This window comes from Hymenobacter jejuensis (assembly GCF_006337165.1).
GTDB lineage: Bacteria > Bacteroidota > Bacteroidia > Cytophagales > Hymenobacteraceae > Hymenobacter > Hymenobacter jejuensis.
Genome location: NZ_CP040896.1, coordinates 3,000,702 through 3,026,245, shown reverse-complemented (window position 1 = coordinate 3,026,245; position 25,544 = coordinate 3,000,702). Strand labels below are relative to the sequence as shown.

Genomic DNA, 25,544 nt, shown 5'->3' with positions numbered 1-25,544 from the left:
TGAATCAAACTTTATGCGCGGTGAAAAACAGGTAAACACTCGTGTAAAAACGCAAAAGGGCCTGCTTAAAGCAGGCCCTTTTGCAGCGACATGAGCGCCGTTGAGACGTTATGGTTTTAGCACTACCTTCACGCAGTTGTCTTTCTTGTTGCGGAAGATGTCGTAGCCGTGGGCGGCTTCGGCCAGCGGCAGGCGGTGCGTGATGATGTCATCCAGCACTACTTTGCCTTCGATCACGTATTGCAGCAGCTTGTCGATGTGCTTTTGGGCAGGTGCTTGGCCACCGCGCAACGTGATGCCTTTGTCAAAGAACTGGTGCACGGGGAAGTTGTCGTAAGGCGAGCTGTACACGCCCAGTACCGATACAATGCCCCCGCGCCGCACGGCGCTCATGCAGGTCTCGAGCACTTTGGGTGAGCCTTTCTCAAAGTTGATTACAGCCTTGGCGCGATCAAGAAGATCACGATCGGGCTCAAATCCTACGGCTTCGATGCATACATCGGCGCCGCGGCCGTTGCTCATGGCCCGAATTTGCTCCACTACCGATTTGGCATCTTCCCACAGAATGGTTTCGCAATGGGTGGCATGCTGGGCTTTGTCGAGGCGATACTGAAGCGTATCCACGATGACCACGCGAGCAGCGCCACGCAACCACGCCGACTTTGCCGCCATAATCCCGACTGGGCCCGAACCGAAAATGGCCACGAACTCGCCGCCTTTCACTTCGCCCCAGTCTACGCCGGAGTACCCCGTTGGGAAAATATCGGTCAGGAACAGGGCCTGCTCATCGGTGAGGCTATCCGGAATCACGCGCGGGCCAAAATCGGCATACGGTACGCGTACATACTCAGCTTGGCCGCCGTTGTAGCCACCGTACAGGTCGGTGTAGCCAAACAAGGCACCGCCTTTTTGTGTCATGAGGCCACCTTCGGGGCCGTAATGGTCGGGGTTAGAGTTTTCGCAGTGGCCGGGCAACTCGTGGTTGCAAAAAAAGCACGTACCACAGGCAATCGGGAAGGGCACTACCACGCGGTCGCCCACTTTCAAGTTGCCTACGCCTTTGCCAACTTCCTCAACGATGCCCATAAACTCGTGCCCCAGTACCATTGGACGGGGTTGCGGAATGCTACCGTTGTAAATGTGCAGGTCGGAACCACAAATGGCAGTACTGGTAACGCGGATGATAGCGTCGCGTGCCTCTTCAATTTTAGGATCATCTACTGTATCGACGCGGACGTCTCTCATTCCATGATACACGAGTGCTTTCATAAAAATAGGGTTTGGTTTTGGAGATGGGGTGGCATAAAATGGCCTGGCAGACCACGGTATTGACTAACGCACCGCTCTACGGCCGGGTTACTACTGCCGAGCTCCAGTAGCTAGTTCACAAACGGCAAACGCCTCGTCTACAGACTTATAGACGAGGCGTTTGCCGTTGGTTCCGTTGTGCCCAAGGCAGCGCTAGAGTCGGTATACCAAGACCCCAGCCGCGGTAAGTACATACGTGTATTGTTCCCCCAACACCACCTGCCGCACATCGGCGACGGCCGGCAGCGGCAGCAAGCGCTCGGCGAAGGTGTAGAGTTGAAAGAAATGCAGGGCGTTGTCGCTACCTACATAATACAGCTCATCGCCACGGAAGCCCACAAAGCTTAACCCAGTGAATGGCAGCTTCTTACGATAATTGCCTAAGTTATCAAACACATAAATACCGCTTGTCCGATCGACTAGGTAAAGGTTGTTTTGGTACTGCCGCAGAAAGCGAAAATCAGGTTTGGTACGCCCGATAATGAGGTCGAGTGGGGTGCGCAGCGTGAGGCGTTGCGGCGTGGGGTCGTAGAGCTGCAAGCTCAGATCGCTTTCGTTAAAGAGCCACAGCTTGTCGTCGGGCGCGAGGGTGGCCACCCGCACCATGCCATCCAGAAAATCCGCAATGCGAACCTGCGTAATCGGGGCCAAAAAACGGTCGAGCAGCAGCACTTCCTGCCGGTCGTCGTAGAAGACCAGCATCTTGGTGGTGTTCCAAGCTTCTAGCTGCGCTACGTGCCCTGGCAAAGGCGGCGAATACGTGTTGAGGGGCTGCCCATCGGGGCCGTATTGGTGAATATTGTTCTGCTGGTCAGCCACATAGAGCGTGCCCCGCCGATCGACGGACGCGACGCCGGGTTGCGGTAGCTTGATGGTACGCACCAGCGTCCAGGAGTTGGCTGCGTTCAGAGCAGCAGTGCCGTTGCTGGTAGGCGTTGTCGATACCGGCGCTTGCTTAGAAGGGGGAGCTACCGAAGCGGCCTGAGGCACAGTTGTTTGGGCTTGCGCAGTAGCAGCGGCAATACAGCTCCCTGCTATAAGCAGCCTCTGCAAAAGACGCTTGTAGCGGTTACGCTTGCTCGAAATGCCGCAGGGCCAAATGCTTGCCATCATAAACCGCGTAAGAGCAATAATTGACCCACTCGCCAAGGTTTACGTAGCGGCTGTGCTCGCCCACGGCTACATCAAGGGGCAAGTGCCGATGACCAAACACGTAGTAATCGTGGTGTTGCTGCTGTTCTAGCTCCCGGCAATACACCAGCAGCCATTCGTCGTCACCGAAGTATTTTTCGTCCGATGCCGCGTTCTGAATGCGGCTGCGCTGGCTCCATTTGTTGGCAATGCCAATGCCCAAGTTGGGATGAATACGGGCGAAAAGCCACTGCGCAACTGGGCTGGCAAAAATGCGCTTCAGTACTTTATACGTGTAGTCTTTTGGCCCCAGTCCATCGCCATGGCCAATGTGAAATAATTGATTGCCAATTACTTGACTAACCGGTTTGCGCAGAATTGGAATACCCAGCTCCTTTGTAAAGTAGTCGAACATCCACATGTCGTGGTTGCCGGTGAAGAACGTGACGGGAACACCGGCGTCGGTTAGTTCGGCCAGCTTGCCTTGCAACCGGATGAAGCCGCGCGGGATGGCGTGCCGGTATTCAAACCAAAAGTCAAAGATGTCGCCGAGCAGATAAATGGCGGCCGCGTCGGGGGCTACTTGGTCGAGCCAACGCACGATTTTACGCTCACGCGCCGCCGAGCTGGCCGCAGTGGGGGCGCCCAGGTGGAAATCGGAAGCGAAATACACGTTGCGACCGGGTGGCAGCGCAAGATCAGGCAGTTGCGTCGGGCGCGTCATCAATTAAAAACAAAGCGATGCTGCGTGGGCCGTGGGCACCGAGTACCAGCGTTTTTTCAATGTCGGCGGTGCGGCTTGGGCCGGTCGTGAGCGAAATCATGGACGGCAATTTGTCGCCATACCGCTCCCGCACGATTTGCAGCGCGTCGCCAATGTCGGCTACCACCTGCGACGTACGAGCCACTACCAAATGCTGATCGGGGTAAATGCTCAGCCGCCGACCGCTGCTAGTTGCCGCGCTTACTAGCACACTGCCCGTACGTGCCACCAAGGCTTCGCAGGTAGTAAGCCCCGCATCGGCGTGTTGAATGAAATCCTTCTCGTCGCCCAGAAACACGATTCCGCCGGCGTGAAGCAGCTTTTTCAGCTCCGGCTCCCACACATAAAGGTTATCCAGACTTTTCTCTTTTTTGTAAGTGAAGAGCTGGTCGTAGAAATCTTCTTCCGTCGCGCAGTAATAGAATTCGCCACCTACGCGGCGAAAGCTCTGTGCAAATGCCACCGCCAAGTCTTCGGTGGCAGCAGGATGCAAAGGCGCCGTAAAATCGGGGGCGGAAGGCTGAGGCGAAGGCTTTTGCAAGGATTCGCGGATTCGACGCAGAATAATGTCGCGGGAAGTTTCGGACATAAGAAAGCCGGAATGTGGTGAAAGCGGCGCGATAAAGATAGGCAGTTGCGAAGCTACACTGGGTAAAAACAGCGCTGGAATGTAAAGAAGCTTATTCGTCTATAAAACAAAACGCCGACTTCCTTAGGAAACCGGCGTTTTGCAATCACTTGATAATCAATAATTTATACAGGGGCAACTGAGCTACCTGTAGGAACATCACGCTGGCTTTCGCCTGATTCGTCATCGACGCCGGGAAGGTTCATGTCCGGCAGATCGTCGCTGAGTGGAATCGGGTGCTCCTGCTTGCGCTCGCTGAGCGTTTCGCTGCGGTCGGTACCGGCCATGTGCGCCTGATACGAAGTTTTGGTGTCGTAAGGACGCTTGCCAACGAGGCGCTCCAAGTCTTCCTGAAGCAGTACTTCCTTGTCCAGCAGCTCTTTCGCGATTACTTCCAGCTCGTGCCGGCGATCGGTCAGCAGTTCTTTGGTGCGGATGTACGCATTCGAAATAATGTTACGAACTTCCTCGTCAATCATCTGCGAAGTAGCTTCTGAGTAGGGCTTGCTGAAGCCGTACTCGTTCTGCCCTTTCGAATCATAATACGAGATGTTGCCAAGCTTGCTGTTCATGCCGTACATCGTCACGATGGAATACGCCATCTTAGTGATGCGCTCCAGATCGGACAAGGCGCCGGTCGAGATTTTGCCAAATACCAACTCCTCCGCAGCGCGACCGCCCAGGGCCATGCACATTTCATCGGTGAGTTGCTCGGTGTTGTAGAGGAACTGCTCGCGGGGCAAGTATTGGGCATAACCCAACGCCGCTACACCACGCGGTACGATGCTCACTTTCACCAACGGATCGGCGTGCTCTAAAAACCAGCCCGCGATGGCGTGGCCCGCTTCGTGGTAGGCCACAATGCGCTTCTCGTCGGGAGAAATGATCTTGTTCTTCTTCTCCAAGCCACCGATCACACGGTCAACGGCATCGGTGAAGTCCTGCATCGTTACCATTTTCTTGTCGCGACGAGCAGCAATCAGGGCTGCCTCGTTGCAAACGTTGGCAATTTCAGCACCAGCAAAACCCGGAGTTTGAGCAGCCAGCTTACGGGCATCCACGTCGGGGCCGAGCGTTAGAGGCTTCAAGTGCACGTCGAAAATCTGCGTACGGCCGTTGATGTCGGGCTTGTCGATGGAGATCTGACGGTCGAAACGACCCGGACGCAGCAACGCGGAGTCAAGCGTATCGGGGCGGTTGGTAGCAGCCAGGATAATAACGCCGGAGTCGGTACCGAAGCCGTCCATCTCTACCAGCAGCGAGTTAAGCGTGTTTTCGCGTTCGTCGTTGCCACCGGGTACGTTGCCACGCGAGCGGCTACGACCAATGGCATCGATTTCGTCGATAAAGATGATACAAGGCGCTTTGGCTTTGGCTTGCTTGAACAAGTCACGTACGCGAGCTGCACCTACGCCCACAAACATCTCCACAAAGTCGGAACCCGACAGCGAGAAAAACGGAACGTCTGCTTCGCCAGCTACTGCCTTAGCCATCAGGGTTTTACCTGTACCAGGAGGTCCGACCAGCAAAGCGCCTTTCGGGATCTTGCCGCCTAGGACCGTGAACTTCGAGGGGTTCTTCAAAAACTCCACGATCTCCTCTACTTCTTCTTTGGCTTCTTCCAGACCGGCTACGTCCTTGAACGTAATCTTCACTTTGTCACCGCCTTCGAAAAGAGCAGCACGGCTCTTGCCGATGTTAAAGATCTGACCGCCAGGACCACCCGCGCCGCTCATGCGACGCATCAGGAACCAGAAGCCTACGAACAGAATAATGATGAAGCCCCAACTCGTGATGAGGTCACCGTAACCCTGCCGCGAGTCGATGTTGAGGCCAATGCGCTGCTCGGGGGGCAGGTTGGCCTGGGCCTTGTCGAGGTCTTCCTTAAAGGTTTTGCCATCGACAACAGGGAAATAATATTGTGGACCGCGGTCCATGGCCAGCATGCCACGGCGGGTTAAGTCCTGGGTATACTTGGCGTTACGAGCAGCTTCAGGTTTGAGGGTTACTTCTACCAGCTTCTCGTTGACGAGCGTAATGTCGCGCACGTCACCAGCTGTCAGCATCTGCTCAAACCGCTGTTGGTTGATTTTGATTGCTGAATTGCTGCTGTTGAAGTAAAACATCCCGAAGATGAATACTACCAAGCCGGCCAGCACCCACAGCTGCATGCTCGGCCGCGGAGCAGGCGAGGGCAACATGTTCTTTTTCTTTTTGGGCGTGTTATCAGGCATGAAAAAAGGATTACGAAAGCGATAAACATAGACGGAACACGCCGTCTGCGCTAATTGTTAAGACGCGCTCAGTTCCGTTATACTTTACAGAACTGCCGTTTCCTCGGTAATATATTTGATATCGGCATCGCCCCAGAGTTCTTCGAGTGCGTAAAACTGCCGCCGGTCGCGGAGGAAGATGTGCACTACTACGTCAACGTAGTCGAGCAACACCCACTCGCGGTTCATCCGGCCTTCGGTTTGCCAAGGGTTCTGGCCGGTCAGCTTTTCTACCTCTTCTTCCACCGAGCGGGCTACGGCGTCGAGCTGAGTATCGGATGAAGCCGAGCAGATGACGAAATAATCGGCCACGGCGTTTTTAAGTTCCTTAAGATCGAGTACTACAATATCGGCCGCTTTTTTTTCCTGCATGCCGCGTACTACTACATCTGCCAATCTGTCCGAATCCTGCCGAACCGAGGTAATTTTCATTAGGGTATTATTAGGTTTGAACGTCACAACTTACAAAATCAGGTGGAGGCAATTTCCCCGCAAACTCTTTTCACGGGCCAACAGCTTGTCTGGTTGCCTGAATGTGCTTCCACAAACACAGAAGCACAGGCGTTAGTAGTCAAAAACAGCGCCACCGATGGCTGCACCGTCATTACCGACAAACAGACCGCTGGCCGCGGCCAACGTGGCAACCGCTGGGAAGCTGCCGCAGGCGAGAATCTCACCTTGTCGGTGGTGTGGCGGCCAACGTTTCTGGCCGCTTCCGAGCAATTTCACCTGAGCATGGCCGTAGCTTTGGCCGTACACGATTGGGGGCGGGCCTTGCTGGGCCCCGATCCGGCGCTGCGGGTGAAATGGCCCAATGATATTTTTTTCGGTGATCAAAAGCTAGGAGGAATCCTGATTGAGAACACGCTTAACGGCGCGAAAATTCAGTCTAGTATCGCCGGAATCGGATTGAATATAAACCAACAAGATTTCGGCGTGTCCACGGCCACGTCTTTGTCTCGGCTTACTGGTCGCCATTATTCCCTTCCTACGCTCGCCGCACGCCTGCTCGAATGCTTGGAGCGGCGGTACTTACAGCTGCGAGCCGGCAATGTAAACGCACTGCGCCACGACTATTTACAGGTGCTGTTCCGCTATCGGGAGTGGCACCAATACGAAATAAATGGCACGCGCGTAACCGGTCAGATTGTAGGCACAGACGAAAACGGACGCTTGACGGTAGAAATCGAGGGCAAGTTACAATCATTTGATTTACAAGAGATTAAGTATATTCTGTAACTTCATAAATTATTCATAGCACAACATCCATATTCGAAAAGGGAAATGCGGCACTCCGAATGCAACCATTTTCTCCAACCAAGTATCTATAAAATTGCTGAGCCAAAAGTGCGGTCGTAGCTGACAGAAAAAATTCAGGCACGGTGCTTGTTTTTATATAAACATGCCGACAATGAATTTACTCATTCAAAGCATAACCGCTATATTTGAACGAAGCTCTTGGCTCATCGCCACTCCTACTTTCCCACATGCTATGAAAACCTTTACTCGTATTACGCTCATGGTACTGCTGCTGTCGGCGCAATTTGCTGCCGTGGCTGCTGCCCTAACAGCGGGTAAGCTTGGCGCCCTTCCGCATCAGCTTCAAACAAGTTCGCCGGCCAGTGCCAGCAATACCGTTTCCTCGCTGGGCTCACGCACCCTGACGCCGACGCTCAGCTTATATCCCAACCCAGCCCGTGGCATGGTGATGATATCGGTTAGCCAACACTTGGGGCAGCCCTACAAGCTGCGCCTCAGCAACATTATCGGCCGCGAAGTGCGCACCATCACGGTTTTGCCGGAAGTTTCCAACAATGCCATGGCCGTCAACCTCTCCGATCTGCCGGCCGGCATGTATTTTTACAGCTTGCTCCTCAACGATAAAGTACTGACTACCAAACGCCTCGTCTTACAGAACTGATCTACTGTTTCGTGCGTTTTCGCCTTCCAAAGCAGCCGTTTCTTTCGGCTGCTTTTTTTATGCCCGTGAGGCCCGCCCGGCCTACCAGAGCCGCAAAAGGCGTGCGGCTCAGCCGGATTTATTGCCTACTTTTGGCCCTTCTCTGACTAAGCATCTATGCGTAATTACAAAAGCCTGAACAATCTGGTCGGCTGGTTGGTGTTTGCCATTGCCACCGTCACCTACCTGCTCACGCTCGAACCCACGGCCAGCTTTTGGGACTGTGGCGAGTTCATTGCTTGTTCCTACAAACTCTTGGTTCCGCACCCTCCGGGGGCACCTACCTTTCTGCTGCTGGGGCGCATTTTCTCGCTCTTTTCCTTCGGTGATGTCACGAAGGTATCGGTGTTGGTAAACACGTTATCGGCTCTGAGCAGCTCCTTTACCGTGTTGTTTCTGTTCTGGTCCATCACCATGTTGGCCAAAAAGCTGGTGCTCAACCGGCCGGGCATGCACGACGATCGCGGCCTCGAACCAACATTCGGCCAAACTCTATTGGTCCTGGGCGCCGGGGCCGTCGGGGCGTTGGCTTACGCCTTCTCCGATTCGTTCTGGTTCAATGCCGTTGAAGGCGAAGTATACGCCATGTCATCGCTGTGCACCGCAGTTGTGGTCTGGATCATGCTCAAGTGGGACAACCGCGCCGACGAAGCTGATTCGGACAAATGGCTTATCCTAATTGCCTATGTAATAGGCCTTTCCATCGGCGTACACTTGCTCAACCTGTTGGCAGTACCGGCCTTGGGCTTTATCTATTACTACCGTCGGCATGCCAACCCTACGCTCTTGGGTGGCATTATTACGTTGGTAGTGAGCAGCGTAATTGTCGGGCTCATCTTGGCTGGCATCATTCCGGGATTGCCGTCGCTGGCGGGCTGGTTTGAGGTGTTCTTCGTCAACAGCATCGGCTTGCCCTTCAACTCCGGCCTGATCTTCTTCCTGCTGTTGTTCATCGGGCTGCTTTGGTTTGGTTTCCGCTATTCGTTCCGCACAGGCAACCGCTTGGTAAACACGGCCATGCTCTGCTTGGTATTTATTCTGATCGGCTATACATCGTACCTAATCGTGCCGATCCGGTCGAGCTACCACCCAACCATCAACGAGAACGATCCAGAGGATATTCTGTCGTTTGTAAGCTACCTAAAGCGCGAACAATACGGCGACCGTCCGCTGCTTTACGGGCCGCAGTTCAACGCCCAGCCTATTGATCAGGTGGAAGGCGCGCCGCGTTACGTGCGCAAGGGCGATAAGTACGTGGTAGCCGAGCGCCGCCTGGAAACCATCTACCGCGACGAGGACAAAATGCTGATCCCGCGCCTCTACAGTTCGCAGCCCGATCATATCTACAACTACAAGAAATGGGTTGATATTCAGGAGGGTGTGAAACCGACGATGGGCCAGAACCTGGCGTTTTTGTTCCGTTACCAGATCGGGCACATGTACTGGCGCTACTTCCTGTGGAATTATGTGGGACGCGAAAGCGACATCCAGCAAGCCGGCGTAGTCTGGCCCTGGGATGCGAGCAAAAACGGCCTGCCCGAGCGCGTGGCCGATAGCAAAGCCCGCAACAACTTTTTTGCTATCCCCCTGATTCTGGGGCTGATAGGTTTATTCTTCCACGTTCGCCGCGACGGACGCAACGCCTTTATCGTGGGGCTGCTGTTTTTGTTTACAGGCATCGCCATTGTATTCTACCTCAACCAGCCGCCCATCGAGCCGCGCGAGCGTGACTATACATTTGCAGGCTCCACGTTCGCCTTTGCCATTTGGATTGGCCTGGGTGTCATTGGGTTAGCTGAAATGCTGCGTGCCGTTATCAAATCCGATACGACGCGCGCGGGCGTGGCCACCGTTTTGGCGTTGTTGGCCCCAGGGCTGATGGCAGCGCAAGGTTGGAACGACCACGATCGCTCCGACCGCTACATCTCCGTCGATTCGGCTAAGAACCTGCTGAACTCCTGCGCGCCCAACGCGATTCTGTTTACCAACGGCGACAACGACACGTTCCCGTTGTGGTACGCGCAGGAGGTGGAAGGCTTCCGCACCGACGTGCGCGTGGCTGTATTGAGCTACCTCAACACCGATTGGTACATCGAACAGATGAAGCGCCGCAGCTACGCCTCGCAGCCGCTGCCCATTTCGATGAAGAGCGAAAGCTACACGCAGGGCACCAACGACTATTTGCCCTACGCCGCCAACCCAGCCGTGAGCGAAGTTAACTTACAGGAATTCATTCAGTTAGTTGACCAAAAAAGCCCACTCCTACAGGTAAGCTATGGCGAAGGCGGCCCGACCCTCACTTCCTTCCCTACGAATAAATTCTTCCTGAACGTAGACACGGCGGCGGTGGCTAGCACTGGCATCATTCCCAAAGATCGTCGCAAGCAGCTTGTCACGCGCATGGAGTGGGACATGGGCAAGCGGGCTATCGAAAAGAAGAATCTGGTAATCCTGGATATGCTGGCGACCAACAACTGGAAGCGGCCCATCTACTTCTCCAGCACGGTGTTCGCGGCCGACTTCATGAACCTGATGCCGTACTTCCAGCTCGAGGGCATGGCGTACCGTATTTTGCCCGCCAAAGATCCGAACTATGACCCTAAAGGTCAGGATGATGGGTTTGTGGAGAAGGATTTGATGTTCGAGAATCTCATGAAGAAGTTCGCGTACCGCAGCCTCGACAACCCGAAGGTATACTACGACGAAAACAGCCTGCGTTTTCCGTCCAACTACCGCGACAAGCTGGCGCGGCTGGCACAATCGTATTTGGTAGCCGGCGACAAGGCCAAAGCCAAAGAGATTGTGGATAAGAGCTTTGCGGTAATGCCCGATAAATCAATCCCTTACGACTATTATGTGCCACAGTTTGTGCCCATCATGGTAGCAGTAGGTGAGCAGCAACAGGCTAATCAGATCATGGATTTGATGACCAGCCGGGCACAGCAAGCGTTGGCGTACTACAGCACGCACAACAGCAGCTTGTTCGATTCGGAGATCACGATGAACCTGATTACGCTGCAAAATGTGTACCGCGCGGCCGACCAAATCAAGGATCAGCAGCGGGCTTCTAAGGCGGTGGAGCTACTCAATCAGTACTATCCGCGTCAGCAGCAATAAGCCGCACGCAGATTACGACAATGCTTAAAAAAGCCAGTTTCCGGCCGGAAACTGGCTTTTCTTGTTTTCACACGTATGTTATAGATATCCTGAACGTTGTCAGGAAAACAGTTTCGGTTGAGGTATGCGCGTTAATTCAATTTTCCGACCTGCTGTTTGGCTTGGCAACTTTGCCAATTTCTCTTATAAACATCTGACAATCAATTGGTTGTGTTTATCATTGATTTGCATTACTAGCATTCTGGTAATCAACCCATTGCAAGCAGCGCCTCGCCGCAATTTTGCCTTTTTGTATCGGTTGGGGCAGCGGGTAGCTGTTGATACTCGCCGGGAGGCCGACAGCGTTCGAATTTATCTGCGCTTCCCGGAAAGCACTGTTCTGCCCCCAGAACGGGCTTTGTACATTGCTTTTTGGAGCAGCTTCGACGCCAAACGGCCGATGCGCCTAGATTCAGTTCGGCAGTCGGCTTGGCGGATACGCCGTGCAGAAACGGCAACTTGGGTCGAGTTCTGCTTGCCCGTCGCTCGGCTTGTGCCGGGCCAAGTGGTACAGGTAAGTTCGAGCCCGGTTAGCAAGGACGAAGCCGTTGAGAATTCGGCGTGGCTGCAAGTGACTCCGGAAACCCTCGGGCGCACCTTTGTGCTGACCGATTCGGCTGGTTCGCCCCTGCTGCGCCGCTACGTGCGCGTGCAAGAGCCTTTTCTGTTGGATACTTACGGTCCCGACCAGCCCATTGCGGCCAAGCGGTACACGGCTACTTTTGGGGCAGCATTGCCTCCCATGACCGACCCCAAAACGCAGCCTGCCCCGCCACCGACCTTGGGCGTTCAGGACACCTTGGCGTTCCGGGCAGGCCAGCTGCTGGTGCTGTCCACGGCCGGACTTTACAACCTGCGCACAGCCGACGGTACGTCCACGGGGCTGTTGGTTGAGGACTCTTCTTTCCCGGCGCTCACGTCCGCTGCCGAACTGATTCAGCCTCTTATTTACCTTACTACGTCCGCCGAGCGCAAAAAGCTCTACGACGCGCCCGAGCCCAAACGCGCCGTCGATCGCTTCTGGCTTGACTTGGCCGCTGGACAGCAGAGTGTAGCGAAACTGCTCATCCGGACCTATTACGGCCGCGTGGCCGAGGCCAACCAGCTTTTTTCGGCGCACAAAGACGGCTGGATGACGGATCGGGGCATGCTGTACGTCGTGTTGGGTCCGCCCGATGTCGTGTATAGAAGTGCCGGCGAAGAGCAATGGATGTACCGCAACGTGGAAGTCAGCGGCGGTACGTACGTGTTCCGCTCCAAACCCAGTACCTTTGCGGCCGAACACTATGAATTGGTGCGCCGCCCCGAGTACGAATTGCTCTGGTATGCCGCCGTCGAGCAATGGAGAAAAGGACTGATCGCCCAGACCAGCCGCTGAACGAGCGGCGGCAATACTATGATGCCGAAAATCGCCCCGTCGGCCGCGACAACCGCGGCGAAGGACGGCGCGAAAACCGCGGTGACCGCGACAACGCAAAGCCCCGGTACCAACAGCGTCCGGCCGCCGACCGCAGCATCGACATGCTGTTTGGCCTGCGTCCCATTCTGGAAGCACTGCACGCGGGACGCACCCTGGATAAGATTTTTTTGCTGCGCGGCACCAAAAACAGCGTCACGCAGGAAATCAACGAGTTAGCTCGCGAACGTACGATCCCGATATCGCTGGTTCCGATTGAGAAGCTCAACGACCTGACGCGCAAAAATCACCAAGGCGCCGTGGCATTCGTGTCGCCCATCGACTACGCGCCGCTGGACAGCATTCTGGCCGGCTTGTTTGAGGAAGGCAAAACGCCGCTTCTGCTGATTCTGGACCGCATTACGGACGTACGCAACTTCGGCTCCATCGCCCGCAACGCCGAATGTATGGGTGCCAACGCCATTGTGGTGCCCAGCCGCGGTGCCGCCCAAATCAACGGCGACGCCCTCAAAACCTCAGCCGGCGCCCTGAACCTGATTCCGGTTTGCCGCGAGTCAAATTTGAAAGATACAATCACGTTTCTGCAACAGTCTGGTGTACAGATAGTTGCATGTACTGAAAAGGCGGAGGCCAGTCTAGAAGCCGAATCCGTGGACCTCACCGGGCCGGTAGCCGTGCTGATGGGCAGCGAAGAAGACGGGATTTCGCCCGAATACCTCAAGCTGGCCGATTACAAGGTTCGCATCCCGATGGCGGGTCAAATCAGCTCGTTGAATGTGTCGGTGGCCAGCGGCATTATGCTCTTTGAAGTGCTTCGTCAGCGCCTGCGTAAGGCGTAAAATGCCCGAAGGCAATCACAAATTCAGAAGCCGCATTTCAACATAAAAAGTCCTTTCCCTGCTCGCGTAGTGCGTAGCAGAGAAAGGACTTTTTATATTTTAATTTTTAATAAATATTTAGTAATCAGATAGTTATTCTAGTTGTAGCCAGCGCCTTTTTTGGCCTTTACATCCGCTACAAATTCTTTTACACGCTGTTCTTCCGTACGCTTGCAGATGAGCAGCACGTTGTCGTACTCGGCCACAATGTAGCCTTCCAGACCCTGCACCACAACCAAGCGTTCGAGAGGCGTTTTGATCACGCACTCACGGGTATCGTAGAGCAAGGCATCCCCATCGACCACGTTGTCGTCGGCATCGTGGTGGCCCATGCGGTGCAGCGAATCCCAGGTACCGAGGTCGCTCCAGCCAAAGTCAGCAGGCAGAACGTACACATTATCAGCCTTTTCCATCACGCCATAGTCGATGCTGATGTTGCGGCAGCGCGTATAAGCGCGCGAGATAAAGTCGATTTCCTGGTCAGTACCCAGCTGTTGGGCACCTTCGTCGAATACTTCAGCGATGTCGCTGAGATACTGATGGAAAGCGTTGACAATCACGTCGGCACGCCACACAAACAGGCCGGAGTTCCAGAGAAAGTCGCCACTGGAAACGAACATTTTGGCCAACTCCAGATTCGGTTTCTCCGTGAAGGTTTTCACCTTTTTCAGGCCGCCCGCCAAGCCGCTGGTGTCGTCGTCCATAAACTGGATATAGCCATAGCCCGTGTCGGGCCGCGAAGGCTGAATGCCCAGCGTAATCAGCACTTCGTGTGCCCGTGCGGCATCCACGGCCTGCCGAATGACGCGCCGGAACTCCTCTTCGTGCATCACCGCATGGTCGGCGGGCGTTACGACGATGGTGGCTTTGGGGTCGCGCTTCATAATGCGGTAGCTGGCATAAGCTATGCAAGGCGCCGTATTGCGGCCAATGGGTTCGCCTAAGATCTGATCGGCGGGCAAATCGGGCAGATGCTGCTGCACGAGGTCGGTGTAGTCGCGGTTGGTGACGACAAACACGTTTTGAGGCGGGCAAATGCCGTGGAAGCGATCGACGGTCAGTTGGAGCATAGAACGGCCCACACCGAGCACATCGTGAAATTGCTTAGGATGATGCGTGCGGCTAAAAGGCCAGAAGCGGCTGCCAATGCCGCCCGCCATTACTACGAGATAAGTATTTTCCATAACAAACGACTTAACAGCCGACAGACGGATTAGTGGAATTAGAAGGAAGAACTAGGCGCCGTAAAAATGACAATATAGGTATTATACAAGTCCTTCACGCAGCAAATCGTGCAAGTGAATAAACCCGCTGAACCGGCCACCCTCGGTTACAATGAGCTGGGTGATGTTACGGGCCTGCATGCGAGCCAGGGCTTCGGCCGCAAAATCATCTACGTCGATGGTTACGGGCGAAGGGGTCAGAATGTCCCGGGCCCTTACGTCTTCTAGGCGCGTAAAGTTGGTGAGCATCCGGCGCAGGTCGCCGTCGGTAATGATGCCCAACAGCGCTCCGTCGCCGTTGCTTAGCACAGCCGTGGCCCCCAAGCGCTTGCCCGATATTTCCAGAATAATATCCTTGAGCGGCGCATCTTCCTGAACTTGAGGCATCTGGTTTTGACGGCTCAAATCGCCGACTTTCAGATATAGCTTCTTGCCCAGCGTACCGCCCGGATGCAAGTGCGCAAAATCAGCCGATGAAAATTCGCGGCTTTCCAGCAGACACACTGCCAAAGCATCGCCCAGCGCTAGGGCTGCGGTAGTACTGGTGGTTGGGGCTAGGTTATGCGGGCAAGCTTCGCGCGTAACCGGCGCATGCAGAATGTAGTCGGCCTGGATGCCAAGGTACGAATCGGCATTCGAGACCAAGGCCGCCAGCGGGACGCCTTTTCGCTTGAGCAGCGGCACCAGCACTTTTATTTCGGGCGTATCACCGCTCTTGCTGATGGCAATGACAAAATCTTCTGGCTGAATCATGCCTAAGTCGCCGTGAATGGCGTCGGCGGCGTGCATAAACAGCGCTGGCGTGCCCGTAGAGTTGAGCGTAGCCACGATTTTGCCGGCAATGTGCGCGCTCTTCCCAATGCCAGTCACGACTACCCTACCCCGTAAAGAGAGTATTGCAGCTACGCATTGTGCAAAATCGGGTGTTTGGTCGAGTGCATCGGCTACTCCCCTAACCGCTTCTGCTTCTAGCAGAAGCACTTTTTTTGCAATTGTATTGATATCGTTCTGCTGTTTCAATCTAAATTTGTCTAGATTGAGAATGCAACACCGAGGTGTTGGTGCTCAAGTCTGAACCCCAATCGAGCAAGTGAGGATGTCTATGCCAGCCGTAAAACAAGCAGTCAAGCAAGGGGCTGATCTGAAAGGCAAGTTAAAAGAAGTTTTTGGGTACGGCCAGTTCCGGGGCACCCAAGAGGCCGTAATTCAGAATGTCATCGAAGGAAATAACACCTTCGTCATAATGCCTACGGGTGCTGGCAAGTCGTTGTGCTACCAACTGCCTGCCCTGGTGCTTCCTGGCACCGCCATTGTGATTTCGCCCCTGATCGCTCTGATGAAAAATCAGGTGGATCAGTTGAACGCGTTCGGTGTAAATGCTCAGTTTCTGAATTCGACACTGTCGAAGGCCGAAATGAACAAGGTAAAGCGTGACGTGATTAGCGGCGACGTGAAGCTGCTGTACGTGGCACCTGAATCGCTGACCAAAGACGAAACCATCGACTTTTTGCAGAAGGCTACGGTGTCGTTTGTCGCCATCGACGAGGCGCACTGCATCTCGGAGTGGGGCCACGATTTCCGGCCGGAGTACCGCAAGATTCGCGGCATCATCGACAACATCGGGCAGGTACCGATCATCGCGCTCACGGCTACGGCCACGCCCAAGGTGCAGCTGGACATCCAGAAAAACCTGCAAATGGACGACGCTTCGGTGTTCAAAACGTCCTTCAACCGCACCAACCTTTATTATGAGGTACGGCCAAAGCATAACACCAAAAAGCAGCTCATTCACTACGTCAAGCAGCACAAAGGCAAAGCGGGCATTGTGTATTGCCTGAGCCGCAAAAAGGTAGAGGAAATCGCTGAGCTACTGCGCGTTAACGACGTGAAAGCCCTCCCCTATCACGCTGGTTTGGATCCGCACGTGCGGATGTCAAACCAAGATGCGTTTCTGAACGAGGAAGCCGACGTCATCGTCGCTACCATCGCGTTCGGCATGGGCATCGACAAGCCCGACGTGCGGTTTGTGATTCACTACGATACGCCTAAAAGCATCGAGGGCTATTACCAAGAAACCGGCCGCGGCGGCCGCGATGGCTTGGAAGGCAACTGCCTGATGTTCTACAGCTACGATGACATCGTGAAGCTGGAGAAATTCAACAAGGACAAGCCCGTAACCGAGCGCGACAACTCGAAGCTGCTGTTGCAGGAAATGGCCAACTACGCCGATTCGGCGGTGTGCCGCCGTAAGCAACTGCTCCATTATTTTGGCGAAACCTTCGAGAAAGACTGTGGTTTCTGCGACAACTGCCTGCACCCGAAAGAGCGTTTCGAAGCCAAGGACGAAGTAATCATGGCGCTTAAAGCCGTGGTGCAAACCGAAGAGCGTTTCGGTCTGGATCATATCGGCACCGTACTCATGGGCATGAACAACGCCCATGTTGAGAGCTACGGCCACGATAAACTGTCTATCTACGGGCAGGGCAAAGCGCATGACGCGGCTTTCTGGCACTCGCTGCTGCGCCAGGTGCTGCTCAACGGCTTTCTGGAAAAAGACATCGACAACTTCGGGGTGGTGAAAATCACGCAGAAGGGCCTTGATTTCATCGACAACCCGCATTCCATTAAGCTCACCAAAGACCACAACTACGAGGAAGAGGTTAAGGAAGAGCAGGAGCAGGAAGAAGTGCAGCAAGCAGCCGGCCACGATGCCACGCTGTTTGAAATGCTGAAGGCCTTGCGTAAAAAAATCGCGAAGGAAAAAGGCCTGCCGCCCTACGTCCTCTTCCAAGATCCGTCGCTGAAGGAAATGGCCACCACCTTCCCGGTGAAGATGGACGACCTTTCGCACGTGGGCGGTGTGGGCCATGGCAAAGCACAGAAATTCGGACAGCCCTTCCTGGCGCTGATTCAGAAGTACGTCGAGGACAACGATATCATGACGGCCGCCGATGTGGTGGTAAAATCGGCCGTCAACAAGTCGAAAATCAAGATTTACATCATTCAGCAGATCGACAAGAAGATGGATTTGGAAGAAATCGCTTCTTCCAAAGGCATCGACATGCGGGAGCTGATTGAGGAAATTGAGCACATCTGCTACGCCGGCACCAAACTCAACCTTGATTACTACATCAACGGGGTGCTGGACGAGGAGCGCCAAGACGAAATCATCGACTACTTCATGCAGGCCAACACCGATAACATTGCGGTGGCCTTGAAAGAGCTCGGCACCGACGATTATACGGAGGAAGATTTGCGGCTGATGCGCATCAAGTTTCTAAGCGAATACGCAAACTAACCCAAGCGCATCTTCTAAATATAAAAAGAGCCGCCGTCTATACAGACGGCGGCTCTTTTTATAATATATTCACAATCAATTAGTTATAGCCAAACATGATATAAGTGTTCGACTTGCTCCAGATGAAAGCCTTCATGCTCGTAGAAACGGCAGGCGGCTTCATTATCCAGTTGAGTCACTACGCGGAGGCGGCCGTAGCCCCAAGCTTGGGCACGTTGCCGAGCAGCCACAAGCAGCTGTGTACCAATGCTTTGCCGGCGCACCTTGGCATCGACAGCAAGGAGGCCGATACTTACGCACGAATTGGGTGCTGGCGCGGCAGGCAAGGGGCTCAGGGTAATCAACCCACACACGGCGGCGGCCTGACGGTACACCAGCACCTCGCGAGCCCTTTCGCCAGCCACTGATTGCTCGATCCAGTGGGTATAAAGCCGCTCGTAAGTCCCGGCCGCAAAGTGTGGATCGCGCCGGAAGCGAGAGAAGGCGCCGCTTTGCAGGGCCAGCGCTATGACATCAGTACTGATAGTGGAAACAGGTTTTATTGCAGGAGGCAAAAGTGTATCTATCTCACAGTCAATATCTTGCACGAAGGTCGCTTTGCGGTCGGCCAGCAACAGCCCAAGCGCGCTCGCACTAGCCTCAGATTCGTCGTCATCGGGGGCAACGCTGTAATACAGCAACCGGTAGCCCTGCTGATGCGCGACGGCCAGCAACTGTTCTAGCTCTTGGCGCGCGACCTGTGTGCCGTGCATCCGCCCAACTAGGAACCCCAAAAACTCACTGTCCCAGGCCAGCGGCCGGATGGCTTCTAACATAAGCGAGCGCTTAAATAAAAAGAAAACGGCCTGCGGAGCAACCGCAGGCCGTTTTCTCAGGAAAATGCATTTGGCACCTTAACCTAGCAATACTCTTCGAAAGCGCCTTGCAGATTGTCGACGATGCGCATCATGTCGTTGCCTTCGATGTGATAACGCTCGATCATGTGCACCAATTCGCCGTCCTTAAACAACGCAATGCACGGCGACGAAGGCGGGTAGGGCAGCATGTGCTCACGCGCCTTGGCTACGGCTTCGGTCTCCATGCCGGCAAAAACCGTCACGAGCTTCGCGGGCTTTTTTTCGGAGCTAGCCAAAGCCAGCTTCAGCGCCGGTCGGGCTTTGCCGGCTGCGCAGCCACATACTGAATTTACTGCAACCAGCACAGTACCAGCATCTTGCTGCAGCACAGAATCAACTTCTTCGGGGGTCATCAGTTGCTCAAAGCCAGCTTCGACGAGGTCTTGCCGGATGGGAGCCACCATGTATTCGGGGTATGTTGCCATTGTAATGGTACAGAATGGACTGAAAGTGAGAAAACGTAAGGAGTAACTGCCCGGAGGCCCTGCAAAAATACGCAAAGTCCGGTTCTATCTTTTCGTTTCTGCTTAACCCTACCGGCCACACATTAGTTATACTACCCGTACAATTTTTTGATTGACTTGCTCTGCCATGACTTACGACCAGTTTTCGGCTTCGCTTACGGCTTCGGCACCTCCGGCCAGCTTCTCCCCTCTTTTGCGCGCTTTGTGGCACGCAGCCCGCTCAGAGTGGAAACAGGCGCACGAGTTGGCACAGGAAAATGAATCGGATGCGGCTCACAATTGGCTGCACGCGTATTTGCACCGCCTAGAAGGCGACCGAAGCAACGCGGCTTACTGGTACCGGCGAGCCAGCCGCCCTGTGTTTCAGGGAACTTTAGCCGATGAGCTTCGGGAAATGCTACTGGCGCAGCTACAGAAAGAATGATGGCCTCGACTCAACTTCAATGGTTCAGGTTTTATAAAATCCAGAATAACAATTCTTTATAAAATTATACTGACTACTAATTTTTCAACTTAAGGTTCCGGTTTCCGACAAATAAAATTACATTTAGCCTGCGTCGATGATTAGCGGCGGGAAGCTATGCGAAAACTTTTTCTTTTGGCGATAAGCTGCCTTTTCAGCTTAGCCGCACAAGCCCAAGTAGATTCTGTGCGGGCTACTACCCTGCCCCCGGCCCAACAGGCGGAGAAGCTCTACAACAGCGGAGTAGCCAAGTACAACAGCAAAAGCTACCGAGCCGCCTTGCAGGATTTTGACAAAGCGCTGGCCGTACGCCCCGATTTTGCGAAGGCCTACTACAACCGCGCCACCACGCGTTACGAGCTGAAAGAGTATCAGCAAGCCATTCAGGACTACGACCAAGCCCTGCGCCTCGAGCCGAGTTTCACTTCTTACTTCGGGCGGGCACAAGCCCGCGAAGCGCTTGGCCAACGCGACGAGGCCCAACAGGACTACACCAAAACCACCGAAACCAAAGCCGACTACGCGCCGGCGTGGTATTACCGCGGCGCGCTGCGCTTTGAGAAAGGCGAGTACCAAGCTGCCCGCGCCGATTTCGACCAAGCCATCAAAGTCGATCCGAGCTACGCGTATGCCTACCACGACCGGGCCAGTGCTTCGCGCCAGCTTGGTAATTATCAGGCTGCTATTCAGGACTATAGCAATGCCTACAGCTTACAGCCAGACTTGCTCCCTGCCCTGCTGAACCGGGCGGCTACCAAGCGGCGAGCCGGCGATCTGAAAGGCGCCTTGGCAGATTACAATGAGTACGTGCAGAAGAAAACAGATAACCCCATTGCCTACACCAACCGCGGCAGCACGCGTTACGAAGCCGGCGATTACCGCGGGGCCGTTGAGGATTTTGGCAAAGCCGTAGAGCTCGATGCCAAGTACAGCTTCGCCTGGAACAACCGCGCTGCCGCGTATCTCAAGCTGGAAGACTACCAGAAAGCTGCGGCCGACGCCACCAAAGCTATTGCGCTGAACCCACAGTATGCCGAAGCCTACCTCAACCGCGGCCACGCCCGGGAGATGTTGCGCGAGGCCGACGGCGCCTGCCAAGATTGGCGCAAAGCAGCTGAGCTCGGCCTCGAAGTGGGAGCTACCCACGCGGCCAATTCGGGTTGTGGTGCAGAATAACGTGAGGAATTGGAAATAACCCCTGCCTACCCCAGCAGTCGCTCTTTGCCGAATTCTACCAAGAGCGACTGCTGAACAACAGCACGATACTATGTATAAATACTTGATAATCTTACTGTTACTCACACACGCGGCTTATGCCCAAGATGTGGAGTTCAGCAAGGACCACTTCGGCAACGACAAAGATGGCCTCAAGGCGGCGTTGCGCGAGCTCAAGCAGGGGGATGAATGGTACCTAAACGACCCACCCCGCTACGAGCAGGCCCTGCCCCATTACCTGGAAGCCCAGAAGTTTAACGCAAACAACGCCGAGCTAAACCTGAAAATCGGGGACTGCTACTTGCACTCGGGCTACAAGCCGCGGGCCCTCGCGTATTTGCAGAAAGCGTATAAGCTGAACGCGGATGTTGACCCGCGAATCCACTACTTACTGGGACGTGGACTACACTTGAATGCGAAGTGGAAAGAGGCTATTGTCGAATACAAAGCGGCGCAACCGGCTGCGGGTGGCAAGAATACGGCGGCCTTCATGACCAATATCCGCAAGAAGATTACGGAGTGCGAAAACGGCCAGAAGCTGATGCAGAAGCCCTCACGCGTCTTTATTGACAACGCAGGGCCTGGCGTTAACTCCCCCTACGCCGATTACGGCCCCGTGATTTCTGCCGACGAGTCGGTGATTCTGTTTACGTCCCGCCGCAACAATTCGACAGGGGGGCAAAACGACCCAGAAACCGGCGGTTTCTTCGAGGACATTTACCAAAGCACACGCACCAGCACAGGCTGGTCGCCGGCCCGCAATTTGGGCGCCCCCGTCAATACCGAAGGCCATGATGCCACCGTGGGCCTGGCCCCCGACGGCCAACGCATGCTGGTGTATGTAGAAGACAACGGCGGCGACTTGCAGGAATCGAACCTGCGGGGCGCGACGTGGGGCAAGCCGCAAAAGCTCGGTTCGCGCATCAATAGCAAGTACCACGAATCATCCGCGGCCTTCACACCCAATGGCCGCAACCTATACTTCGTGAGTGACAAGGAAGGCGGCTTGGGCAGCCGTGACATCTACCAGATCGAGATTGAAGGGCGCGGCCCGGCCCAGAATGTCGGTTCGGTCATCAATACGCCCTACGGCGAGGAAGGCGTATTTCTGCACCCCGACGGCAAAACGATGTATTTCAGTTCGGAAGGCCATAACTCGATGGGCGGCTATGACATCTTCAAATCGGTGTTGGAAAACGGCAAGTGGAGCGAGCCCGAGAATCTGGGCTGGCCTATCAATACGCCCGACGACGATGTGTTTTTTGTGATTTCTGCTTCCGGCCGCCACGGCTACTATTCCTCGTTTCGCGACGATGGCTTGGGCAGCAAAGACATTTACCAGATCACCTTTCTAGGGCCCGAAAAACCGCCTGTGCTGAGCCAAGAAGACCAGTTGCTGGCTTCGCGTGCTCAACCGGTGAAAGAGGCGCTGCTAGCCCCACCGGTGCCCATTGCGTCGGCTCAGGTAACGATACTGAAAGGTGTAGTAACCGATGAAGCGACTAAGCAACCACTGGAAGCCACCATCGATGTAATTGATAATCAACGCAATGAAGTAATTGCCTCTTTCCGGGCCAACGCCCAGTCGGGCCGCTACTTGGTGTCGCTGCCCTCGGGCGTCAACTACGGCATTGTGGTGCGGCAGGAAGGCTACTTGTTCCACTCCGAAAACTTCGATCTGCCCAGTGGCGCGGCTTATTCGGAAGTGGTGAAGGACATTGCGCTGAAAAAGCTGGAAGTAGGCGTCAAAGTCGTTCTGAACAACATTTTCTTCGATTTCGACAAGGCGACTCTACGCAAGGAAAGCACCTCAGAATTGGAGCGGCTGCAAAAGCTACTCACCGAAACGCCCGCGTTGCGCCTCGAGATTTCGGGCCATACGGACAATGTAGGCAATGCGGCTTACAACAAAGACCTCTCGCAACGGCGGGCGAAAGCGGTAGTTGACTACCTCATTGGCAAAGGCATTGACAAAGGCCGCCTTACTTTTGCGGGCTACGGCGATACCCAACCGGTGGCCCCAAACACCAATAAACAAGGGCGCCAACTCAACCGCCGGACGGAGTTCAAAGTCACGGGTAAATAACTGTTGAAACAGCAAGCCCACCCGCCAACGTTTTGGCGGGTGGGCTTGCTGTTTAGCACTGGCCCTAGCAAGGAAAAAGCCGTCCTTTTTTATATTATAACTATTTGATTAACAAATAATTAAGCCACCTTATTCCTCTCTATTCTATTTAGGTTCGGTATTTGCTAGGCTGGGCGTTTGCATTATTTTCTAACGAATATTCACATGCCAAGACTCTACTTTCTATTGTTCCTGACGGGCATACTATTTTCTGCCCATGCTGGTTTGGCCCAGCAGAATTCCGATCAGTTGCGTACGCAGGCCACAGAGCTAACTCGCCAGTTAGCAGGCCATATTTCGCTCGACGATGCCCGCACTATCAAGGTTCGCCGCCTAATTTATGATCGGTTAATCAAAGAATCGGAAGTACAGCAGCTATATAGCAACGACCCAGCCATGCGCAGCAACAAACTACGCGAGATCGAGCACGATTACGCTCTGGAACTCAAGACGGTGGTCAACGAAACACAATTTAGTCGCTACTTGGCCCTGAATCCTTCGGCTGCGGCAGCCATTCAGCCCCCGGCTGTGGCAGTAACGCCTGCTACCCAACAAGTACAGAAATCTCGCACTTCGCTTGTACCACCAGCCAAAGCCAGAACAGCCCCGCAAGCCAAGCTCAAAGTTGCCCCTACAAAAGATCTTCCTTCCAAACCCCGCGTTGGCAGCAGCATCCGTAAACCTGCTCATCAATCATAGCACTAGTTCATAACAATTTGCGAATCAAATAGTTATGAACTAGTGTTTAACTTCCGCTGTACGCAGAATGTTGAGGGTTAGGGCCCACAGGTCTTCGTAAGGAATGATTTCGATTTCGGCAAATGCCTCGCCGGGCTGAGGCGCTTCGCGCAAGCGAGCCAGCCATGCCTGCCCGTGCTTTTCGCTGGCTTTTGAATCAAAATCTTTCTTCACAGTAAGTACCAGCAGCCGAAAAAAGAGCTGACTCCGCAAGGTAGCTGGGTCGCGCAAATGCGTTTGCTGGTATTTGCGCAAGCTTTCCAAGCGTGCCATTAGGGTTTCGATATCGCGCCGCCGCAGGTAGTGCAGAAACTGCAAAATCAGGATTGCCACGTTGTAGCCCTGCTTGTCGCGGCTATAATCCGGAACAGTCTGCACAAATTGGGCAAAGTGCATGGCCCGCAACGGCGACTGATCCGGCAGCACGAACTGCAGATACGCGTCGTAGAGATCCCAGCGCTGTTGCGCCGCCACCCGCTGTTTTCGATAATATGGATTTTTGCGCGCCATATTAATCAGATCGCGCGCTTGCGCATAGTTGGCGGCGTGCATGGCCAACAACAGGTAATGCTCCAGAAAATAAAACCAGTTGCCGGAAGAGTGGTGAAAATCTTGGAGGTAATGCTCGGCCAGCACCAGCCCTTCCTGCACGCGTCGGCAGCGCAGGTGGGCATATACGCTCATGAAGTTATTAAAGCGCTTGTCGAAGCGTTTCGCATTGATCTTGCCTTTGGCAAAGTCCTTGGCCGTGGTTGCGGTTAGGCGAATGATGCCGTCGTAGTCGCCCACTAAGCCTTGCTGAAACAACAGGCTGTTATACAAGTAGTTAAAAGTGGTAAAGCTCCCAGCTTGCTGATGCAGCTTCTCTAACTCCTTGATATGTGCTGGCAATTCGTTCAGCAAAAACCGCCGGGATTTCACCGAGTGAGCAAGAGCAATTTTGGTATCCCAGTACACTTGAGCGGCGGTTTCTTCCAACGTCAGCAGCGTCTGCAAACGCATCAGTTCGGCGCTAATGGTCTTGTAACGAGCCGGTTGACGCAGCTCGGCATACAGAGTCCGCAGGGCCTGCGCACTCATGACGGCGTACTGCGTAAACTCTGCCTCCTGCGCGATCCGCAAGCATTTGCGCATCATCCGTTCCGAGAGCGTGTACTCGCCTTCCAGTTTGAGCACGTTTGCCTGGTGGTAGAGTTCCGTGCATTGGAGCTCGTATCGCCGCCAAACCGGGTGCCGAGGGTCGGTATGTTCTAGGAAGTACAGGTTGTTCAGCAACTTTTGCTGGACACGCGATTTCAGCTTCCGAAATGCTGCTTGGCTGGCCGGAGTTGTCTTTGTATATAAAAGTTTCGTAAGTTGGAGAGGAGTACAATTTGGCGACTTCTCCAGCAACCTAATAAGACGAACTTCCTTATTAGTCCCTTTCCGATCACTGAAATCTAATAATGGTGTGACGGGTATTTTCCTTCCTGTCACAATTCGGGTTAAAATATTCAGTTCATCCATCCAGGAAACGCCTCTTTAGGTTCGTTAAAAAGCTTTAAGCTGGTAAAAGATAGGGCGGCTCGTGTCACAAAAAAACGCCTTTTTTCCTTTTCGTTGGAATTT

21 protein-coding genes are annotated in these 25,544 nt (G+C 54.3%); 10 read left to right on the top strand and 11 right to left on the bottom strand.

Translation table 11 applies throughout. The annotated features are described in order from the left end of the window. Positions 1 to 108 precede the first annotated feature (108 nt). The 6 genes from FHG12_RS12605 to rsfS all read right to left on the bottom strand — a co-directional run bounded on the left by FHG12_RS12605 (position 109) and on the right by rsfS (position 6,535). On the bottom strand, positions 109 to 1,269 hold the full coding sequence (locus FHG12_RS12605) for a zinc-dependent alcohol dehydrogenase (RefSeq protein ID WP_139516067.1): 1,161 nt from the start codon (positions 1,267 to 1,269) through the stop codon (positions 109 to 111). A 192-nt stretch (positions 1,270 to 1,461) separates the two neighbouring features. Continuing rightward, positions 1,462 to 2,298: a hypothetical protein gene (locus tag FHG12_RS12600; RefSeq protein ID WP_139516066.1), complete on the bottom strand. Its 837-nt coding sequence runs from the start codon at positions 2,296 to 2,298 to the stop codon at positions 1,462 to 1,464. Between the two features lie 79 nt (positions 2,299 to 2,377). Then, positions 2,378 to 3,163 carry a UDP-2,3-diacylglucosamine diphosphatase gene (locus tag FHG12_RS12595; RefSeq protein ID WP_139516065.1) on the bottom strand — a complete coding sequence of 262 codons (786 nt, stop codon included), beginning with the start codon at positions 3,161 to 3,163 and terminating at the stop codon, positions 2,378 to 2,380. After that, positions 3,138 to 3,791: a LutC/YkgG family protein gene (locus FHG12_RS12590; protein WP_139516064.1), complete on the bottom strand. Its 654-nt coding sequence runs from the start codon at positions 3,789 to 3,791 to the stop codon at positions 3,138 to 3,140. Before FHG12_RS12590 ends, FHG12_RS12595 begins: the two co-directional genes overlap by 26 nt. Positions 3,792 to 3,955: 164 nt before the next feature. After that, positions 3,956 to 6,064, bottom strand: a complete 2,109-nt coding sequence (gene ftsH, locus FHG12_RS12585; RefSeq protein ID WP_139516063.1) for an ATP-dependent zinc metalloprotease FtsH — start codon at positions 6,062 to 6,064, stop codon at positions 3,956 to 3,958. Positions 6,065 to 6,148: 84 nt separating this feature from the next. Then, positions 6,149 to 6,535: a ribosome silencing factor gene (rsfS, locus tag FHG12_RS12580; protein WP_139516062.1), complete on the bottom strand. Its 387-nt coding sequence runs from the start codon at positions 6,533 to 6,535 to the stop codon at positions 6,149 to 6,151. A 42-nt stretch (positions 6,536 to 6,577) separates the two neighbouring features. On the opposite strand from rsfS, the gene FHG12_RS12575 reads away from it, so the two are divergent. The 5 genes from FHG12_RS12575 to rlmB all read left to right on the top strand — a co-directional run bounded on the left by FHG12_RS12575 (position 6,578) and on the right by rlmB (position 13,475). Continuing rightward, positions 6,578 to 7,342 carry a biotin--[acetyl-CoA-carboxylase] ligase gene (locus FHG12_RS12575; protein ID WP_165699387.1) on the top strand — a complete coding sequence of 255 codons (765 nt, stop codon included), beginning with the start codon at positions 6,578 to 6,580 and terminating at the stop codon, positions 7,340 to 7,342. A gap of 253 nt (positions 7,343 to 7,595) precedes the next feature. Then, entirely contained in the window at positions 7,596 to 8,024 is a 429-nt protein-coding gene (locus FHG12_RS12570; protein WP_165699386.1) for a T9SS type A sorting domain-containing protein, read from the top strand. 156 nt (positions 8,025 to 8,180) lie between these two features. Further along, on the top strand, positions 8,181 to 11,180 hold the full coding sequence (locus FHG12_RS12565) for a glycosyltransferase family 117 protein (RefSeq protein WP_139516060.1): 3,000 nt from the start codon (positions 8,181 to 8,183) through the stop codon (positions 11,178 to 11,180). A 220-nt stretch (positions 11,181 to 11,400) separates the two neighbouring features. Then, positions 11,401 to 12,597, top strand: a complete 1,197-nt coding sequence (locus FHG12_RS12560; RefSeq protein WP_165699385.1) for a GWxTD domain-containing protein — start codon at positions 11,401 to 11,403, stop codon at positions 12,595 to 12,597. Next, positions 12,561 to 13,475, top strand: a complete 915-nt coding sequence (rlmB, locus tag FHG12_RS12555) for a 23S rRNA (guanosine(2251)-2'-O)-methyltransferase RlmB (RefSeq protein ID WP_139516058.1) — start codon at positions 12,561 to 12,563, stop codon at positions 13,473 to 13,475. The genes FHG12_RS12560 and rlmB overlap by 37 nt, the downstream gene beginning before the upstream one ends. Positions 13,476 to 13,612: 137 nt before the next feature. Here rlmB and FHG12_RS12550 read toward each other — a convergent pair whose 3' ends face one another. Both FHG12_RS12550 and FHG12_RS12545 read right to left on the bottom strand, forming a co-directional pair. Then, entirely contained in the window at positions 13,613 to 14,698 is a 1,086-nt protein-coding gene (locus FHG12_RS12550) for a mannose-1-phosphate guanylyltransferase (RefSeq protein WP_139516057.1), read from the bottom strand. Between the two features lie 81 nt (positions 14,699 to 14,779). Continuing rightward, on the bottom strand, positions 14,780 to 15,757 hold the full coding sequence (locus FHG12_RS12545; RefSeq protein WP_139516056.1) for a KpsF/GutQ family sugar-phosphate isomerase: 978 nt from the start codon (positions 15,755 to 15,757) through the stop codon (positions 14,780 to 14,782). Positions 15,758 to 15,839: 82 nt separating this feature from the next. On the opposite strand from FHG12_RS12545, the gene recQ reads away from it, so the two are divergent. Beyond that, positions 15,840 to 18,035 carry a DNA helicase RecQ gene (gene recQ / locus FHG12_RS12540; protein ID WP_139516055.1) on the top strand — a complete coding sequence of 732 codons (2,196 nt, stop codon included), beginning with the start codon at positions 15,840 to 15,842 and terminating at the stop codon, positions 18,033 to 18,035. Positions 18,036 to 18,118: 83 nt separating this feature from the next. On the opposite strand, the gene FHG12_RS12535 is transcribed toward recQ, so the two are convergent. Both FHG12_RS12535 and FHG12_RS12530 read right to left on the bottom strand, forming a co-directional pair. After that, the gene (locus tag FHG12_RS12535; RefSeq protein WP_139516054.1) at positions 18,119 to 18,850 is read right to left on the bottom strand and encodes a GNAT family N-acetyltransferase; all 732 of its coding nucleotides are present in this window, start codon (positions 18,848 to 18,850) and stop codon (positions 18,119 to 18,121) included. Between the two features lie 83 nt (positions 18,851 to 18,933). Continuing rightward, positions 18,934 to 19,356 (bottom strand): BrxA/BrxB family bacilliredoxin, encoded by a 423-nt coding sequence (locus tag FHG12_RS12530; protein WP_139516053.1) that lies wholly within the window; start codon positions 19,354 to 19,356, stop codon positions 18,934 to 18,936. A 166-nt stretch (positions 19,357 to 19,522) separates the two neighbouring features. Between FHG12_RS12530 and FHG12_RS12525 the strand changes: the two genes are divergently transcribed. The 4 genes from FHG12_RS12525 (at position 19,523) to FHG12_RS12510 (ending at position 23,897) form a co-directional block, all read left to right on the top strand. After that, on the top strand, positions 19,523 to 19,819 hold the full coding sequence (locus FHG12_RS12525) for a hypothetical protein (RefSeq protein ID WP_139516052.1): 297 nt from the start codon (positions 19,523 to 19,525) through the stop codon (positions 19,817 to 19,819). A gap of 156 nt (positions 19,820 to 19,975) precedes the next feature. Further along, the gene (locus FHG12_RS12520; protein ID WP_139516051.1) at positions 19,976 to 21,034 is read left to right on the top strand and encodes a tetratricopeptide repeat protein; all 1,059 of its coding nucleotides are present in this window, start codon (positions 19,976 to 19,978) and stop codon (positions 21,032 to 21,034) included. Between the two features lie 103 nt (positions 21,035 to 21,137). Next, positions 21,138 to 23,159 carry an OmpA family protein gene (locus FHG12_RS12515; RefSeq protein WP_165699384.1) on the top strand — a complete coding sequence of 674 codons (2,022 nt, stop codon included), beginning with the start codon at positions 21,138 to 21,140 and terminating at the stop codon, positions 23,157 to 23,159. Between the two features lie 204 nt (positions 23,160 to 23,363). Beyond that, positions 23,364 to 23,897, top strand: coding sequence for a hypothetical protein (locus tag FHG12_RS12510; protein ID WP_139516049.1), 534 nt, complete (start codon positions 23,364 to 23,366; stop codon positions 23,895 to 23,897). Between the two features lie 39 nt (positions 23,898 to 23,936). Here the strand turns inward: FHG12_RS12510 and FHG12_RS12505 are convergent, their stop codons facing one another. Then, complete coding sequence (locus FHG12_RS12505; RefSeq protein WP_139516048.1) at positions 23,937 to 25,112, bottom strand: hypothetical protein; 1,176 nt, start codon at positions 25,110 to 25,112, stop codon at positions 23,937 to 23,939. Positions 25,113 to 25,544: the final 432 nt, after the last annotated feature.